This is a genomic window from Streptomyces sp. SCUT-3 (genome assembly GCF_014083985.1).
Taxonomy (GTDB): Bacteria; Actinomycetota; Actinomycetes; order Streptomycetales; family Streptomycetaceae; genus Streptomyces_H; species Streptomyces_H thermolineatus.
Genome location: NZ_CP046907.1, coordinates 1276388 through 1291435, shown reverse-complemented (window position 1 = coordinate 1291435; position 15048 = coordinate 1276388). Strand labels below are relative to the sequence as shown.

The following is a 15048-nucleotide window of genomic DNA, read 5'->3' as shown; positions in this document are numbered from 1 at the left end:
GTCGGGGATCGGGTCTGGGGCCGGCGGCCGCGGTGCGCCGCCGGCTTCTCGCTACTCGGCGCCGAGCCCGGCGCTGTCGACCTCGGGCCTGCCCTCGGCCCGCAGGACCTTGTTCAGCAGCCTCAGGTCGTAGATGCCGGTCAGGTCGGCCTTCTCCAGCAGCCCGGCCCGCACGGCGTGGTCGGCCTGCTGCCGGAGGGTGGCGGCGAGCGGGTCGTCGGTCGTCTCGACGGCCGCGAAGGCGGGGCCGAGGACGTCGGCGGGCAGCGCCTTGCCGGTGAGCCGCTTCAGGGAGGCGTTGACGTGCTCCTTCGCCTTCTCCGGGTTCTCGGCGATCCAGGCGTTGGTGCGCACCGAGCCGCGCAGCACGGCCTCGACGACGTCCGGGTGCTCGGCGAGGAACTTCCGGGAGACGACCACGTTCGTGATGACGAACTCGCCGTCCTCCCACAGCTCCTTCTCGTCCAGCAGGACCTTGCCGCCGGAGGCGACCAGCTTGGAGGCGGTGGGCTCGGGCACCCAGGCGCCGTCGATGTCGCCGCGCTCGAAGAGGGTGGGGGTCTCCTTGTTGTCCACCCGCAGCACGGTCACGTCGCCCCTGCCGGTGGCCGGGTCGACCTCGTAGCCCTCCTCGGCGAGGTGGTTGAGGAGCGCGACGTCCTGGGTGTTGCCCAGCTGCGGGGTGGCGATCCGCTTGCCGCGCAGGTCGTGCGGGCCCTTGACCCTCTCCGGGGCCACCACCAGCGACACGCCGCCGGAGGCCGAGCCGGAGACGATCCGCAGGTTCTTGCCGCCGGCCCTGGTGTACCCGTTGACGGCGGGGGAGGGGCCGATCCAGCCGATGTCGACGGAGCCCGCGTTGAGCGCCTCGATCTCGGACGGGCCGGCGTTGAAGACCTGGGTGCTGATCCGGGTGCCGCCCAGTTCCTTCGCGAACAGCCCCTCCGCGAGCCCGACCAGGGGCGTGGCGTGGGTGACGTTGGCGAAGTGGCCGATGCGCACCGTGCCGGCCGACAGTTTCCTCCCGCCCGCCGCGGCGGGGGCGGCGTCGTCCTTCGGGGCCTTGGAGCCGTAGCCGCAGGCGGCGAGCGCGCCCAGCAGGAGCGGGAGGACCAGCGCGGCGGACAGGGCGCGGCGCAGGCGCGGTGACCGGGGCGGTGCGGTGCGGTCGGTGTGCACGGGAGGCGGTCCTCTCGGAGGGGGCCGGCTCCCGTCAGGGGAGCCGGCCCGGTGTCGGCGGGCCTTCGGTGCCGGTGGTTCCGGCGGCGCGCGGGGCGCGGGGGGAGCGGCGGCGCGTCAGCGCGTACACCGGCCCACTCCGCCCCGGCCCGCGCCGAGGGCGCCGCTGCCGACGCGGCCGCCCTCCTTGGCGAACTCCGAGTACGCCTCGCCGGCCATCAGAAGTCCCACCCGTCCGCGTCCTGCTCCGCGGCCCCGTCGGCCCCTTCGCCGTCGGCCCCGTCGAAGGCCCGGCCGGCCATGCCGGCGGTCAGGGTGGTGCCGTCGGCGGGGTCGATCAGGAGGAAGGAGCCGGTGCGGCGGGAGTCGGCGTAGGCGTCCAGCGGCAGCGGTTCGGAGACCCGCAGGACGACCTGCCCGATGTCGTTGACCGCCAGCCCGTCCGGGGCGGGGCGCCGGACGGGGCCGTCGGCGGCGTCCGCGCCGGCGATGTCGAGGCGGTGCGGGATGTCCTTGACGATCGCCTTGACCGTGCGGGTGGTGTGCTTGAGCAGGACGCGGGCGCCGACGGCCAGGGGCCGCTCGCTGAGGTGGCAGACGGTGGCGGTCACGTCCTGCGTGGTCGCGGGGGCGTCGTCGGCGGGCGCGATCAGGTCGCCGCGGGAGACGTCGAGGTCGTCGGCGAGCCGGACGGTGACCGACTGCGGGGCCCGGGCGGCGTCCACCGGCTCCCCCAGGGCGTCGATGGCCTCGATCGTGGAGGTGCGGCCCGAGGGCAGGACGGTGACGGCCTGGCCGACGCGCAGTTCGCCGGAGACGACCTGCCCGGCGTAGCCGCGGTAGTCGGGGTGCTCGGCGGTCTGCGGGCGGATGACGTACTGGACGGGGAAGCGGGCCGGGCCGGCGCCGGCGCCGGCGGCGGCGGCGGCGGCGACCTCGACGCCCTCCAGGTGCTCGAGCAGCGTGGGGCCGGTGTACCAGTCCATGGCGGCCGACGGGGTAACCACGTTGTCCCCGGCCAGCGCGGAGATCGGGATCGCGGTGACCTCGGGCACGCCCAGGGACGCGGCGTACGCGGCGAACCCGTCGGCGATGGGGGCGAAGACGGACTCGGAGTACCCGACCAGGTCCATCTTGTTGACGGCCAGGACGACGTGCGGCACGCGCAGCAGGGCGGCGACCGCCGCGTGGCGGCGGGTCTGCTCGACGACGCCGTTGCGGGCGTCGACCAGGACGACGGTCAGCTCGGCGGTGGAGGCGCCGGTGACCATGTTGCGGGTGTACTGCACGTGGCCGGGGGTGTCGGCGAGGATGAACCGGCGCCGGGGGGTGGCGAAGTACCGGTAGGCCACGTCGATGGTGATGCCCTGCTCGCGCTCGGCGCGCAGGCCGTCGGTGAGCAGCGCCAGGTCCGGTGCGGCCCGGCCGCGGCTGCGGGAGGCGTGCTCGACGGCCTCGAGCTGGTCGGCGAGCACGGACTTGGAGTCGTGCAGCAGCCGGCCGACCAGGGTGGACTTGCCGTCGTCGACGGACCCGGCGGTGGCGAACCGCAGCAGGGAGGCGGCCCCGACCGGGTGCCCGTCGGCGGACGGGCCGGTGACGGTGGTGGTGCTCATCGTTAGAAGTACCCCTCGCGCTTGCGGTCCTCCATGGCGGCCTCGGACATCCTGTCGTCGGCGCGGGTGGCGCCCCGCTCGGTCAGCCGGGAGGCGGCGACCTCGGCGACGACGGCCCCGACGTCGGCGGCGTCGGAGTCGACCGCGCCGGTGCAGGACATGTCGCCGACGGTGCGGTAGCGCACCAGGCGGGTCTGCAGGGTCCTCGCCTCGTCCTCGGTGGGGCCGCCCCAGTCGCCGGGGGTCAGCCACATGCCGTTGCGGGAGAAGACCTCGCGCTCGTGGGCGTAGTAGATGGAGGGAAGTTCGATCTTCTCGCGGGCGATGTACTGCCACACGTCCAGCTCGGTCCAGTTGGACAGGGGGAAGACGCGCACGTGCTCGCCGGGGGCGTGGCGGCCGTTGTACAGGTTCCACAGCTCGGGGCGCTGGCGGCGCGGGTCCCACTGGGAGAACTCGTCGCGCAGGGAGAACACGCGCTCCTTGGCGCGGGCCTTCTCCTCGTCGCGGCGGCCGCCGCCGAAGACGGCGTCGAAGCGGTGCTCGCGGATCGCGTCGGTCAGCGGGACCGTCTGCAGCGGGTTGCGGGTGCCGTCGGGGCGCTCGCGCAGCTTCCCGGCGTCGATGTACTCCTGCACGGACGCCACGTGCAGCCGCAGCCCGTGCTCGGCGACGGTGCGGTCGCGGTACTCCAGGACCTCGGGGAAGTTGTGGCCGGTGTCCACGTGCATCAGGGCGAAGGGCACCGCCGCCGGGGCGAACGCCTTCAGCGCCAGGTGCAGCATGACGATGGAGTCCTTGCCGCCGGAGAACAGGATCACCGGCCGCTCGAACTCGCCCGCCACCTCGCGGAAGACGTGCACCGACTCCGACTCCAGCACGTCCAGGTGGTCCGGTGTGCGCGGGCCGGCCGTGGCCCGCCGCCCGACTGCTGCGGTGGTCATGCCAGTCCCCTCTCGACGAGCAGCGCGTGCAGCGCCGCGGCGGACTCCTCGACGGTCAGGTCCTGCGTGGCGATGCGGCCGTCCGGCGCCTCGGGGACCTCGTAGGGGTCGTCGACCCCGGTCAGCCCGGAGATCTCGCCGGCGGCCTGCCTGGCGTACAGGCCCTTGACGTCCCGGTCGGAGCAGACCTCGAGCGGGGTGGCCACGTGCACCTCCAGGTACGGGGTGCCCTCGGCCTCGTGGTGCTTGCGCACCGCCTCGCGGCTGTCCGCGTAGGGGGCGATCACCGGGACGAGGACCTTCACCCCGTTGGAGGCCAGGAGTTCGGCGACGAACCCGATGCGCCGCACGTTGGTGTGCCGGTCCTCGCGGGAGAAGCCGAGGCCGGCGGAGAGGAAGGTGCGGATCTCGTCGCCGTCGAGCACCTCCGTCCGGTGGCCCTCCCCGCGCAGTCTGTCCGCCAGCGCGCGGGCGATCGTGGTCTTGCCGGCGCTGGGCAGACCGGTGAGCCAGATGGTGGCCCCCTGGTCCGTCGTCCCGCTCATGCGTCGCTCCTGTGGTCGGTGGTGGCCGGTGCGGCCCGCCGTGTCGTGCGTCGTGGTCATCCGTGCAGCCCGCACTCGGTCTTGCCGAGGCCGGCCCAGCGGCCGGCGCGGGCGTCCTCGCCCTCGACGACCCGCCGGGTGCACGGCGCGCACCCGACGGAGGCGTAGCCGTCGGTGAGCAGGGGGTTGGTCAGCACGCCGTGCTCGGCGACGTAGGCCTCCACGTCCTCCTGGGTCCAGCGGGCGATCGGGGAGACCTTGACCTTGCCGCGGCGGGCGTCCCAGCCGACGACCGGGGTGTCCGCGCGGGTGGGGGACTCGTCGCGGCGCAGCCCGGTGGCCCAGGCGTCGTAGCCGGCCAGCCCCGTCTCCAGGGGCGCCACCTTGCGCAGGGCGCAGCACAGGTCGGGGTCGCGCTCGTGCAGCCTCGGGCCGTGCTCGGCGTCCTGCTCGGCCACGCTCTGCCGGGGGGTGAGGGTGATGACGTTGACGTCCATCACGGCGGCGACCGCGTCGCGGGTGCCGATGGTCTCCGGGAAGTGGTAGCCGGTGTCGAGGAAGACCACGTCCACGCCGGGGCGCACCCGGGAGGCCAGGTGGGCCACGACCGCGTCCTCCATGGAGGAGGTGACGCAGAAGCGGTCGCCGAAGGTGCCGGCCGCCCAGCGCAGGATCTCCTCCGCGGGCGCGTCCTCCAGGTCGCGCCCGGCCTGCTCGGCGAGCCGCCTGAGGTCGTCCGCGGTGCGGGTGCCTCCGGTGCCGCGGTCGGTGCCGGTGCTGCTGTCGGCGCCGGTGCCGGTTTCGGTGCTGCCGTCGGTGCCGTGCCGGCCGTCCGTCACTTGCCGCCTCCGTCGTGGGAGCCCGCCCGCAGTCCCGAGGAGAGCAGGCCGAGGAACTTCAGCCGGAACGCCCGGTTGCAGGCGGCGCACTCCCAGGCCCCGTGCCCCTCCTCGGAGGGGCGCAGGTCCTCGTCGCCGCAGTACGGGCAGTGGAAGGGGGCCGCGCGCTCGCTCACTTCAGGGCCCCTTCGTCGGCGCGGGCCGCCCACTGGGCGAACCGCTCGCCGTCGGTGCGCTCCACCTGGAAGCGGCGCAGCACGCGCTCGACGTAGTCGGGCAGTTCGTCGGCGGTGACCTTCAGGCCGCGGACCTTGCGGCCGAAGCCGGGGTCGAGGCCGAGGGCGCCGCCGAGGTGGACCTGGTAGCCCTCGACCTGGTTGCCGTCGTCGTCGGTGACCAACTGGCCCTTCAGGCCGATGTCGGCGACCTGGATGCGGGCGCAGGCGTTGGGGCAGCCGTTGAGGTTGATGCTGACCGGCTGGTCGAAGTCCGGCAGGCGGCGCTCGAGTTCGTCGATCAGGCTCGCGCCGCGGCCCTTGGTCTCGACGATGGCGAGCTTGCAGAACTCGATGCCGGTGCAGGCCATGGTGCCGCGCCGGAAGGGGGAGGCGTTCACCCGCAGGTCCAGGGACTCCAGGCCGGCTACCAGGGACTCGACCTGCTCGGGCGCCACGTCCAGGATCAGCATCTTCTGCTCGGTGGTGGTGCGCAGCCGGTCGGAGCCGTGGGCGGCGGCCAGGTCGGCGACCTTCTCCAGCAGGGAGCCGTCGACGCGTCCGACGCGCGGGGCGAAGCCGACGTAGAAGCGGCCGTCCTTCTGCGGGTGCACGCCGATGTGGTCGCGCCACAGCTCGCGCGGCTGCCCGGGGGCGGGACCGTCGGCCAGCTTCCGGTGCAGGTACTCGTCCTCCAGGACCTGCCGGAACCTCTCCGGCCCCCAGTCGGCGACGAGGAACTTCAGGCGGGCGCGGTTGCGCAGGCGGCGGTAGCCGTGGTCGCGGAAGATGCCGACGACGCCGGCCCACACGTCCGCGACGTCCTCCAGCGGCACCCAGGCGCCCAGCCGCACGGCCAGGCGCGGGTTGGTGGACAGGCCGCCGCCGACCCACAGGTCGAAGCCGGGCCCGTGCTCGGGGTGGTCCACGCCGACGAAGGAGACGTCGTTGATCTCGTGGACCACGTCCTGCAGCGGGGAGCCGGAGATCGCGGTCTTGAACTTGCGCGGCAGGTTGGAGAACTCCTTGCTGCCGATGAACCGCCGGGTGATCTCCTCGACGGCGGGGGTGCCGTCGACGATCTCGTCGGCGGCGACGCCGGCCACCGGCGAGCCGATGATCACGCGGGGCACGTCGCCGCACGCCTCGGTGGTCGACAGGCCCACGGCCTCGAGCTTCTCCCAGATCGCGGGGACGTCCTCGATGCGGACCCAGTGCAGCTGGACGTTCTGCCGGTCGGTGATGTCGGCGGTGCCGCGGGCGTAGGTCTGGGAGACCTCGGCGATCGCCCTGAGCTGGGCGACGTCCAGCCGCCCGCCGTCGATGCGCACCCGCAGCATGAAGTACTCGTCCTCGAGCTCCTCCGGGGACAGGACGGCCGTCCTGCCGCCGTCGATGCCGGGGCGGCGCTGGGTGTACAGGCCCCACCAGCGCATCCGGCCGCGCAGGTCGTTGGGGTCGATCGAGTCGAAGCCGGTGCGGGCGTAGATCGTCTCAATGCGTGTCCGCACGTTGAGACCGTCGTCGTCCTTCTTGAACTGCTCGTTGCCGTTGAGGGGGGTGAAGTGGCCGGCGGCCCACTGGCCCTCGCCGCGGTGGCGGCCGGCCTTGCGGCGGGTCGGTGCAGCCTCGGGACTTGCGGGGTTCGCGGCCATGGCGATGCGTCCTCGTTCCAAGGGCGGATGTGTGTCTGTGCGCGCCAAGGGTGGCGCGGAAACGCCGAACAGCCTTGCGGCGCACGGGATCCGGGCGTCCGGGGCAGGGCTGACGGCACCCGCGCGTCCGCTGTGGCGGGGGCTTGCGAGAGGGTGCTGCGCTGCTCGGTCAGATCGCCGGACAGATGGCGCTGGACATGCGGCCGTAGTCGACGTGCAGCCGACAGACCAAGGCGATTCCAGCGCGAGACATGACGGAAGCGTGGCACGCGGTCTCCGCGAACGTCCACCGCTGTCCGTGATGCGGACCGAATAATCTCACTCAATGAGACATTGTGTCCTCGGTCACTTCTCCTCGGTGACGGTTTCGAAGACCCGCATGCCGCGTTTGCGATAGTTCGTCAGGGCTGCCGGGCCGTCCAGGCTGCAGGTGTGCACCCACACCCGCCGGGTCGCCGGCCGCCGGGGCTGACGTTCGGCCATGTCCCAGGCCCGGGCCAGCCCGACGGAGAGCAGGTGCCCGCCGATGCCCTGCCCGATGAACGCGGGCAGGAGCCCGAAGTAGGCGATCTCCACGACGCCGTCGTCCTGCGGGTCGAGCTCGACGTAGCCGGCCGGAGTGCCGTGCCGGTACGCCACCCACGTCTCCACCCCGCGCGCGAGGTACGCCTCCCACCGCCGGCGGTCCCAGCCCAGCCGGTCGGTCCACTGCCAGTCGCCGCCCACCGCGCAGTACAGGAAGCGGCTGAACTCCGGCAGCGGCACCTGCGCGAGCTCCACCCGCACCCCGGCGCCGGGCCCGGGCACCGCCGAGGGCCGCAGCTCGTCCGGGCCGGTCTGCTCCAGCGACCAGGTGGTCACGAGGGTGCTCCCCGGCGTGCTCCCGGCCGTGCCGCCGGGAACGTCCTCGGAGGTCTCGACCGGAATGCCCGCGGGCCGTGCGTCGTCCATGCCCGCAATCCCACCACACGCCGCCCCGCTCAACGCAGGGCGGTCACCACCGGTGCGGTGCTGCCGGGCAGCAGGAGCCCCGGAGGGTCCGGGCGGCGCAGGTCGACGTGGACGTGGTCGGCGAAGCGGTAGGGGCGGTGGTCCAGGACGGCCGCCAGGGTGCGGCGCAGCCGGGACATCTCCGCGCGCACGGTCACCTCCCGGCGGGGCGTGCCGAACAGGTCCTCCGACAGCTGGGCGGCGGTGCGGCCCGGGCGGTGCACCGCGAGGGCCACCAGCAGCTCGGCGTGGCGCGGGCTCAGGTCCTGCGACCAGCTGCCGGCGTCCCCGGAGACGGTGACCGACCAGTGCCGGGCGCGGCGCACGTCCAGCACCACCCGCTGCGGTACGGCGGGGCCGTCGGCGTCGTCCCCGCGCACCCGCACCAGGTGCCCGCCGGGCACCGGCTCGACCGTGCAGGTGCCCAGGGAGGGCAGCCAGACCCGGCCGGACCCGTCGGAGGACCTGGGCAGGACCAGGCGCCGCGGCGGGACCATGCCCACCACGGCCGCCGTCCAGCCGTGCGGGTCGGTGACCAGGGCCTTCCCCGGCATCCGGGACAGCAGCGGGGCGGCCACCGCGCGCAGCTGCTCCAGCTCGGCCCGGTGGCACACGTCCAGCTCGCTCTCGGCGAGCCGGGCCACGGCCGTGACCAGGGACAGGGTGGCCGGGTGCAGGGTGCTGGCGGGGCCGCTGACGTCGACGGTGCCCAGCAGCCGCCCGTCGCGCGGGTCGGTGACCGGGGCCGCCGCGCAGGTCCACGGGTGGTGGGTGCGCACGTAGTGCTCGGCGGAGTGCACCTGCAGGGGGCGCCGGACGACCAGCGCGGTGCCTATGGCGTTGGTGCCGGCCGCGGTCTCGGTCCAGTCGGCCCCCTCGGTCAGCCCCAGGGCGTCGGCCAGGCGGCACACCGCGCTGTTGCCCTCCCGCCACAGGATGCGCCCGTCGGCGTCGCTGACGACCACGATGGCGCGGGCGGCGTCGGCCGCGCCGAGCAGGCCCTCGCGCAGCGTCGGCAGGACGGCGCCGATCCCGCTGCGGCGGCGGCGGCGCTCCAGCTCGTCCAGGGCGAGCGGGTTCCCGACCGCCCCGCGCTCCGGATCGAGGCCGCACCGCAGGACCCGCCGCCACGACTCGTCGATCACCGGGCGTACGGGGTACGGGGGCGCCTGTCCGGCCAGCACCGCCTCGCGCACCTCGGCCGGGGAGCGGGCCGGGCGCCGACGACCGGTCGGGGGCCGCGCGGCGGGCGGAGCCGCACCGGCGGTCGAGCGTGCGTCCTGCAACGGGCACTCCGGGGCTCGTCGGTGAACCGGAAGGTGGAGGTGCCTCCCACCATAATCAGCGCGCGGACGGCGTGTTCGGCCCCCGGGACGCGTATTGGCGTATTTGCAGCGGCGCGCGCCGGGCCCCGGCGGACGCTGCAACGGGGTGCAACGGTTGCCGGCCGCGGGCGTCCGGCAGCACAGTGACGAACGGTCACGGCCCCGGATGTCCGGGCCGGGGTGGTGCCGAGTCGGCGCGGCACCACCCGGACCGACGGCGCGACGCGGCGCGGGCGGCACCGCACCGCGCACCGCGCCCTGCGGGAGGGGGGTTCCCGGTTCCCCCGTGCGGGGAACCCCCCTCCCGCCACGATCCCTCCCGCCGCGCCCCTCCCCGTCCGGCCCCTTCCCGGCTCCTCCCGCCGGGCGGCCCGCCGGGCCGTGCGCCGGCGGGAGGAGTCCGCCGGACGGCGGGCGCGGCGGGAGGCCGGTGTTTCGGCCGGAAAACGACCTTCCCCGCGCCCCCGCCGGGACCCGCGAGGGGGCGCGGCGGGGGTCGGTGGGGGTCGCCGGGGGTCAGCGGGGGACGGGTCGGGCCCGCTCCACGATCGACGCCAGGTCCAGGCCGCGCGGGAGCGTGCCGAACGAGACGCCCCGGTCGCCGCCCAGCCGCGAGGCGCAGAAGGCGTCCGCCACCGCGGCCGGCGCGAACCGCACCAGCAGCGACCCCTGGAGCACCAGCGCCATCCGCTCCACCACGCGCCGCGCCCGCACCTCGATGCCCTCCAGGTCCGCCAGCTCGGTGAGCAGGTCCTTCACCGCCCCGTCCAGGCGGTGGTCCGCGCCCCGGGCCCTGCCGACCTCGCGGAGGAAGGCGTCCAGGGCCCGCGGTTCGCGCTGCAGGGCCCGCAGCACGTCCAGCGCGTTGACGTTCCCCGACCCCTCCCACACCGAGTTCAGCGGGGACTCCCGGAACAGCCGGGGCATCCCGGACTCCTCCACGTAGCCGTTGCCGCCCAGGCACTCCAGGGCCTCCGCCGCGTGCGCCGGGCAGCGCTTGGTGACCCAGAACTTCGACACCGCCACCGCGAGGCGGCGGAAGGCGCGCTCGCCCTCGTCGTCGGAGTCGTACGCGGCGGCCAGGCGCAGCGCGGTCGTGGTCGCCGCCTCCGACTCCAGCGCCAGGTCGGCCAGGACGTTGAGCATCAGCGGCTTGCCGATCAGCGGGCCGCCGAAGGCGCTGCGGTGCGCGGCGTGGTGCACCGCCTGGGCGACCGCCTGCCGCATCAGGGCCGCCGACCCCAGCACGCAGTCCAGGCGGGTCGCCGAGACCATCCCGATGATGGTGGCCACCCCGCGGCCCTCCTCGCCGACCCGCTGCGCCCAGGTGCCGGCGAACTCCACCTCGGCGGAGGCGTTGGACCGGTTGCCCAGCTTGTCCTTCAGCCGCTGGACGCGGAAGGTGTTGCGGGTGCCGTCGGGCAGCACGCGCGGCAGCAGGAAGCAGGTCGGGCCGCCCGGCGCCTGCGCCAGCACCAGGAAGGCGTCCGACATCGGCGCGGAGCAGAACCACTTGTGGCCGGTGAGCGCGTACTCGCCCGCGCCGGCCAGCGGCTCGGCGCGGGTGGTGTTCGCCCGCACGTCCGAGCCGCCCTGCTTCTCCGTCATCCCCATCCCGAACACCACGCCCGCCTTGCCGGCCGGGGGTGCCAGGACCGGGTCGTAGGCGCGGGAGGTCAGCAGCGGCTCCCACACGGCGGCCAGGGACGGGTCGGCGCGCAGGGCGGGCACCGCAGCGTGCGTCATCGAGACCGGGCAGCCGTGCCCGGCCTCCACCTGCGACCACACCACGAACCCCGCCGCCCGGCGCAGGTGGCCGTCCGCGCGGCCCCAGGCGTCGGTCAGCCCGGCCGCGCGGGCGTGCTCCATCAGCCGGTGCCAGGAGGGGTGGAAGTCCACCTCGTCGATCCGGTGGCCGTAGCGGTCGTGGGTGCGCAGCACCGGCGGGTTGGCGTTCGCCTGCTCGCCCCACTCCTGCGCCTGCCGCGAGCCGGCCGCGCGGCCCAGCTCCCCCAGTTCGGCGCGGATCTCCTCCAGGTTCGCCGGGGAGGCGTGGCGTTCGACGCCCTCCCGGAGCGCCGCGTCCGCGGCGTGGACGTCGTAGTCGGCCAGGGGCGGGGGCTGGTTGGTCACGGTGTGTGTCAGGCAGTCCATGGCGGATACCGTATGGAGGTGCGAGGCGCAGAAGAAGAGGTCACCGGCAGGCTGCGGCGCGTCCGGGTGCTGTACCGCAGTTTCTCGCGGCGCCGTGTGCTGTGGCTGCTGGTCAAGGACACCGTGGACGCCTGCATGGAGTACCGGGTGACCGGGCTGGCGGCCGAGGCGGCGTTCTTCACGCTGATCTCGGTGCCGCCGCTGCTGCTCGGCCTCGTCGGCGCCCTCGGCTACCTCGACACGGTCATCGGCACCGACACCATCGACGACATCCGCCGCAACATCCTGGCCGCGTCCTCGACCGTCCTCACCACCGACGGCGTCGACCAGCTGGTGCGCCCCCTGCTGGACAGCATCTTCGGCGGCGGGCGGCCGGACGTCATCTCCATCGGCTTCATGATCGCGCTGTGGTCCGGCTCCCGGACGCTCAGCGTCTTCGTCGACACCATCACCATCATGTACGGGCTGGAGGGCCGCCGGGGCATCGTCGCCACCCGGCTGCTGGCCTTCGCCCTGTACCTGGCGGCGCTGCTGGTGGGCGCCGTCGTCCTGCCGCTGATGCTCGCCGGGCCGGACCTGGTGGTCCAGCTGGTGCCGCGCAGCGAGGGGCTGGTGGGCGTCCTGTACTGGCCGGTGGTGCTGGTGCTCTCGGTGGTCTTCCTGACCACGCTCTACCACATGTCGGTGCCGGTGCGGACGCCGTGGGTCGAGGACCTGCCCGGCGCCCTGGTGGCGCTGGTGATGTGGGTCCTGGGCAGCTTCGGGCTGCGCCTCTACCTGACCAACACGGTCGAGGGGCCGACCATCTACGGGTCGCTGGCCGCCCCCGTCGCCGTGCTGCTGTGGATCTTCGTGTCGGCCTTCGCCGTCCTGGTCGGCGCGGCCCTCAACGCCGCCGTGGACCGCACCTGGCCGTCGCTCGCCACCGCCGCGGCCCGCGAGGAGATCCTGCGCGAGCGGGAGGAGGCCGCGGCCGAGGAGGTCCGCCTGATCGCGGAGCGGCGCGCGGCGCGCGCCCGTCAGGAGGGCGGCGACGGGACCGGCGCCGCCCCGCCCGTCGTCCCCGGGCTCCCGGAACTGCCGGAGCTCCCCGACCGGTGGTCGGCCCTGCTGCGCCCGTCCGGCGTGCGCAGCCGGTTCCGGCGACGGCGGCCGGGCGGGGCCGGGAGCACGGTGACGGGTGGGGCGTGGAAAAAGGGATGGCACCGCCGCGGGCGGGGGCACTAGGGTCGGCTCCGCCCGGACGGCGGCGGTGTGCCGCCGTGCGCCGGGCACAGCCGAGCAGGAGGTGAGGACCGTGATGACCGTCATTGCGGCGGGCAGCGCCCGCGTTCCGAAGACCGTCGTTCCCGCCCCCGCGGCCTCCGGCTGACACCTTCTCCACCACGGCGCGACGCGCCGGGCCGGGGCCGCACCCTCCCGAAGGGTCACCCCGTTGCACTTCCCGACAACCGAACACCGCACCCCCGACGCCCACGCCCCGGAGAACCCGCTGACCCGGTACGGCTGGGACGAGGGATTCGCCGCGGACTTCGCCCCGTACTCCGCCCGGGGCCTGGTGCCCGCCCGCGTCGTCCGCGTCGACCGCGGCCGGTGCGAGGTGGCAACCGCCGACGGCGGCGGCACCGCGACCGTCACGGCCTCCTTCGGCGCCGTCTCCACCCACGACCCGCTGCGCAGGGTCTGCACCGGGGACTGGGCGGCGCTGGACCCGCGGCCCGCCGGCGGGGCCGGGGCGTCCGTCGAGGCGCTGCTGCCGCGCCGCACCGCCTTCGTCCGCTCGGCCTCCTCCAAGCGGTCCGACGCCCAGGTCATGGCGGCCAACGCCGACCTGGCCGCGGTGGCCGTCTCCCTGTCCGACGACCCCGACACGGGCAGGCTGGAGCGCTTCCTCGCCCTGGCCTGGGAGAGCGGTGCGCAGCCGCTGCTCGTCCTCACCAAGTCCGACCTGGTCGCCGACGCCCACCACCTGGTCGCCGACGCGGCGGAGGCGGCCCCCGGGGTGCCGGTGTTCGCCGTCAGCTCGGAGACCGGCGAGGGCCTGGACGTGCTCACCGCCGCACTGGCCGGCTCCACCGCCGTGCTCATCGGACGGTCGGGCGCGGGCAAGTCCACGCTCGTCAACGCCCTGGTCGGCGAGGAGGTGCAGCAGGTGCAGGCGATCAGGGACGCCGACGGCAAGGGCCGGCACACCACCACCCGCCGCGAGCTGCTCCTGCTGCCCGGCGGAGGGGCCCTGATCGACACCCCGGGGCTGCGCGGCGTCGGGCTGTGGGAGGCCGGGGCCGGCGTCGAGCAGGTCTTCTCCGAGATCGGGGAACTGGCCGGGGACTGCCGGTTCCACGACTGCGGGCACGTCGCCGAGCCCGGCTGCGCCGTCCTGGCCGCGGTGGAGGAGGGCGTGCTCCCGCAGCGGCGGCTGGACAGCTACCGCAAGCTGCTGAGGGAGAACGCCCGGATCGCCGCGCGCACCGACGCCCGGCTGCGGGCCGAGCAGCGGCGCGTGTGGAAGCAGCGGACCGCGCTGGGCCGGGAGATCCAGGAGCGCAAGCGCGGCGGCGCTCCCCGCCGGGAGCGCTGACCGCCGCGGCGCACACGGCTCGGGGCCCCGCCGGTGCGGCGGGGCCCCGAGCCGGGCCCGGTGGAGCGTCCTCGGGGCGGCGGTCAGCCCACGTGGGTGTGCGTACGGCGCCTGCGCGGAGAGCGGATCGGGCTGCCTTCGTGCCAGAACGTGTAGAGCACGGCGCCGACGCCGAGCGCGACGATGACGATTCCGATGAGGATCGTGCCGGTCATGGCCCCCTCCTGGCCCAAGGGTGCGGCGTTCCGCCGCACCCACACTTTTTCCATGACTGTGATGTTCCCGTTATAGAAGGAAGTCAACCCGCGGTTGACGGGAATCTTTGTGCGAACGGCGGGGCCCGGTGCCGCGGCCGATTCCCGCCGGTCCCCGTCGGGCGCGGGCGGGCACACTGGTCCCGTACCCGGCCCCGCAGGGGCGGCCGGCACGACGTGAGGACAGGACGGACAGGACCCGTGACCGAGCTGTGGACGACCCTGGACAGCCCCCTCGGCGAACTGGTGCTGACCGGCCGGGAGGGCGAACGCGGCACGGCGCTGACCTCCCTCTCCCTGCCCGGGCAGCGCCGCCCGGCCCCCGTGCCGCCCGGCGCGAGGCGCGAACCCCGCGCCTTCGCGGAGGCCGCGCGGCAGATCGAGGCGTACTTCGCCGGCGAGCTGCGCGAGTTCGACCTGGAGTTCGCCGCCCGCGGCACCCCCTTCCGGGAGCGGGTCTGGAAGGCGCTCGACACCGTCCCCCACGGCAGGACGGTCACCTACCGGCAGTTGTCCGAGGCCGCGGGCTCGCCCGGCGCGGTACGGGCCGTCGGCGGCGCGGTCGGGGCCAACCCGCTGCTGGTCCTGCGCCCCTGCCACCGCGTGATCGGGGCCGACGGCACTCTGACCGGGTACGCGGGGGGCCTGGAGGCCAAGCGGGCCCTCCTGGCACTGGAGGGAGCACTTCCCGCAGCAGGCGTGCGGCCCGGCCCGTAGCGCGACCGCCGGGCGGACCCGGACGCGTCCGGCC

General features: G+C 75.0%; 14 protein-coding genes. 3 read left to right on the top strand and 11 right to left on the bottom strand.

Features of this window, described 5'->3' with window-relative positions; all coding sequences use genetic code 11:
• Positions 1-51 precede the first annotated feature (51 nt).
• From GQS52_RS05625 to GQS52_RS05575, 10 genes are all read right to left on the bottom strand, one after another.
• Positions 52-1179, bottom strand: a complete 1128-nt coding sequence (locus GQS52_RS05625) for an aliphatic sulfonate ABC transporter substrate-binding protein (protein ID WP_259370610.1) — start codon at positions 1177-1179, stop codon at positions 52-54.
• A gap of 218 nt (positions 1180-1397) precedes the next feature.
• Complete coding sequence (locus GQS52_RS05615) at positions 1398-2795, bottom strand: GTP-binding protein (protein WP_182311950.1); 1398 nt, start codon at positions 2793-2795, stop codon at positions 1398-1400.
• Positions 2796-2797: 2 nt separating this feature from the next.
• Entirely contained in the window at positions 2798-3739 is a 942-nt protein-coding gene (gene cysD / locus GQS52_RS05610; RefSeq protein WP_182311949.1) for a sulfate adenylyltransferase subunit CysD, read from the bottom strand.
• Complete coding sequence (gene cysC / locus GQS52_RS05605; RefSeq protein ID WP_182311948.1) at positions 3736-4284, bottom strand: adenylyl-sulfate kinase; 549 nt, start codon at positions 4282-4284, stop codon at positions 3736-3738. Before cysC ends, cysD begins: the two co-directional genes overlap by 4 nt.
• A gap of 56 nt (positions 4285-4340) precedes the next feature.
• Positions 4341-5123 (bottom strand): phosphoadenylyl-sulfate reductase, encoded by a 783-nt coding sequence (locus tag GQS52_RS05600; protein ID WP_182311947.1) that lies wholly within the window; start codon positions 5121-5123, stop codon positions 4341-4343.
• On the bottom strand, positions 5120-5299 hold the full coding sequence (locus GQS52_RS05595) for a hypothetical protein (RefSeq protein ID WP_182311946.1): 180 nt from the start codon (positions 5297-5299) through the stop codon (positions 5120-5122). Before GQS52_RS05595 ends, GQS52_RS05600 begins: the two co-directional genes overlap by 4 nt.
• Entirely contained in the window at positions 5296-6993 is a 1698-nt protein-coding gene (locus GQS52_RS05590; protein ID WP_182316232.1) for a nitrite/sulfite reductase, read from the bottom strand. Before GQS52_RS05590 ends, GQS52_RS05595 begins: the two co-directional genes overlap by 4 nt.
• 345 nt (positions 6994-7338) lie before the next feature.
• A complete protein-coding gene (locus tag GQS52_RS05585) occupies positions 7339-7854 on the bottom strand; it encodes a GNAT family N-acetyltransferase (RefSeq protein WP_259371046.1) in 516 nt (171 codons plus the stop codon).
• A gap of 119 nt (positions 7855-7973) precedes the next feature.
• Positions 7974-9179: a helix-turn-helix domain-containing protein gene (locus GQS52_RS05580; protein WP_259371045.1), complete on the bottom strand. Its 1206-nt coding sequence runs from the start codon at positions 9177-9179 to the stop codon at positions 7974-7976.
• A 645-nt stretch (positions 9180-9824) separates the two neighbouring features.
• On the bottom strand, positions 9825-11462 hold the full coding sequence (locus tag GQS52_RS05575) for an acyl-CoA dehydrogenase family protein (RefSeq protein WP_182311943.1): 1638 nt from the start codon (positions 11460-11462) through the stop codon (positions 9825-9827).
• A 12-nt stretch (positions 11463-11474) separates the two neighbouring features.
• Between GQS52_RS05575 and GQS52_RS05570 the strand changes: the two genes are divergently transcribed.
• Together GQS52_RS05570 and rsgA are read left to right on the top strand one after the other, a co-directional pair.
• The gene (locus tag GQS52_RS05570) at positions 11475-12689 is read left to right on the top strand and encodes a YihY/virulence factor BrkB family protein (RefSeq protein ID WP_182311942.1); all 1215 of its coding nucleotides are present in this window, start codon (positions 11475-11477) and stop codon (positions 12687-12689) included.
• Positions 12690-12897: 208 nt separating this feature from the next.
• A complete protein-coding gene (rsgA, locus tag GQS52_RS05565; RefSeq protein WP_182311941.1) occupies positions 12898-14043 on the top strand; it encodes a ribosome small subunit-dependent GTPase A in 1146 nt (381 codons plus the stop codon).
• An 83-nt stretch (positions 14044-14126) separates the two neighbouring features.
• Here the strand turns inward: rsgA and GQS52_RS27545 are convergent, their stop codons facing one another.
• Positions 14127-14258 (bottom strand): hypothetical protein, encoded by a 132-nt coding sequence (locus GQS52_RS27545; RefSeq protein WP_259370609.1) that lies wholly within the window; start codon positions 14256-14258, stop codon positions 14127-14129.
• A 240-nt stretch (positions 14259-14498) separates the two neighbouring features.
• On the opposite strand from GQS52_RS27545, the gene GQS52_RS05560 reads away from it, so the two are divergent.
• The gene (locus GQS52_RS05560) at positions 14499-15014 is read left to right on the top strand and encodes a methylated-DNA--[protein]-cysteine S-methyltransferase (protein ID WP_182311940.1); all 516 of its coding nucleotides are present in this window, start codon (positions 14499-14501) and stop codon (positions 15012-15014) included.
• Positions 15015-15048: the final 34 nt, after the last annotated feature.

Bases quoted from the DNA above. Each gene is read 5' to 3' on its own strand.
- GQS52_RS05615 (WP_182311950.1), bottom strand. From the start codon at position 2,795: ATGAGCACCACCACCGTCACCGGCCCGTCCGCCGACGGGCACCCGGTC.
- cysD (WP_182311949.1), bottom strand. From the start codon at position 3,739: ATGACCACCGCAGCAGTCGGGCGGCGGGCCACGGCCGGCCCGCGCACA.
- cysC (WP_182311948.1), bottom strand. From the start codon at position 4,284: ATGAGCGGGACGACGGACCAGGGGGCCACCATCTGGCTCACCGGTCTG.
- GQS52_RS05590 (WP_182316232.1), bottom strand. From the start codon at position 6,993: ATGGCCGCGAACCCCGCAAGTCCCGAGGCTGCACCGACCCGCCGCAAG.
- GQS52_RS05575 (WP_182311943.1), bottom strand. From the start codon at position 11,462: ATGGACTGCCTGACACACACCGTGACCAACCAGCCCCCGCCCCTGGCC.
- GQS52_RS05570 (WP_182311942.1), top strand. From the start codon at position 11,475: ATGGAGGTGCGAGGCGCAGAAGAAGAGGTCACCGGCAGGCTGCGGCGC.
- GQS52_RS27545 (WP_259370609.1), bottom strand. From the start codon at position 14,258: ATGACCGGCACGATCCTCATCGGAATCGTCATCGTCGCGCTCGGCGTC.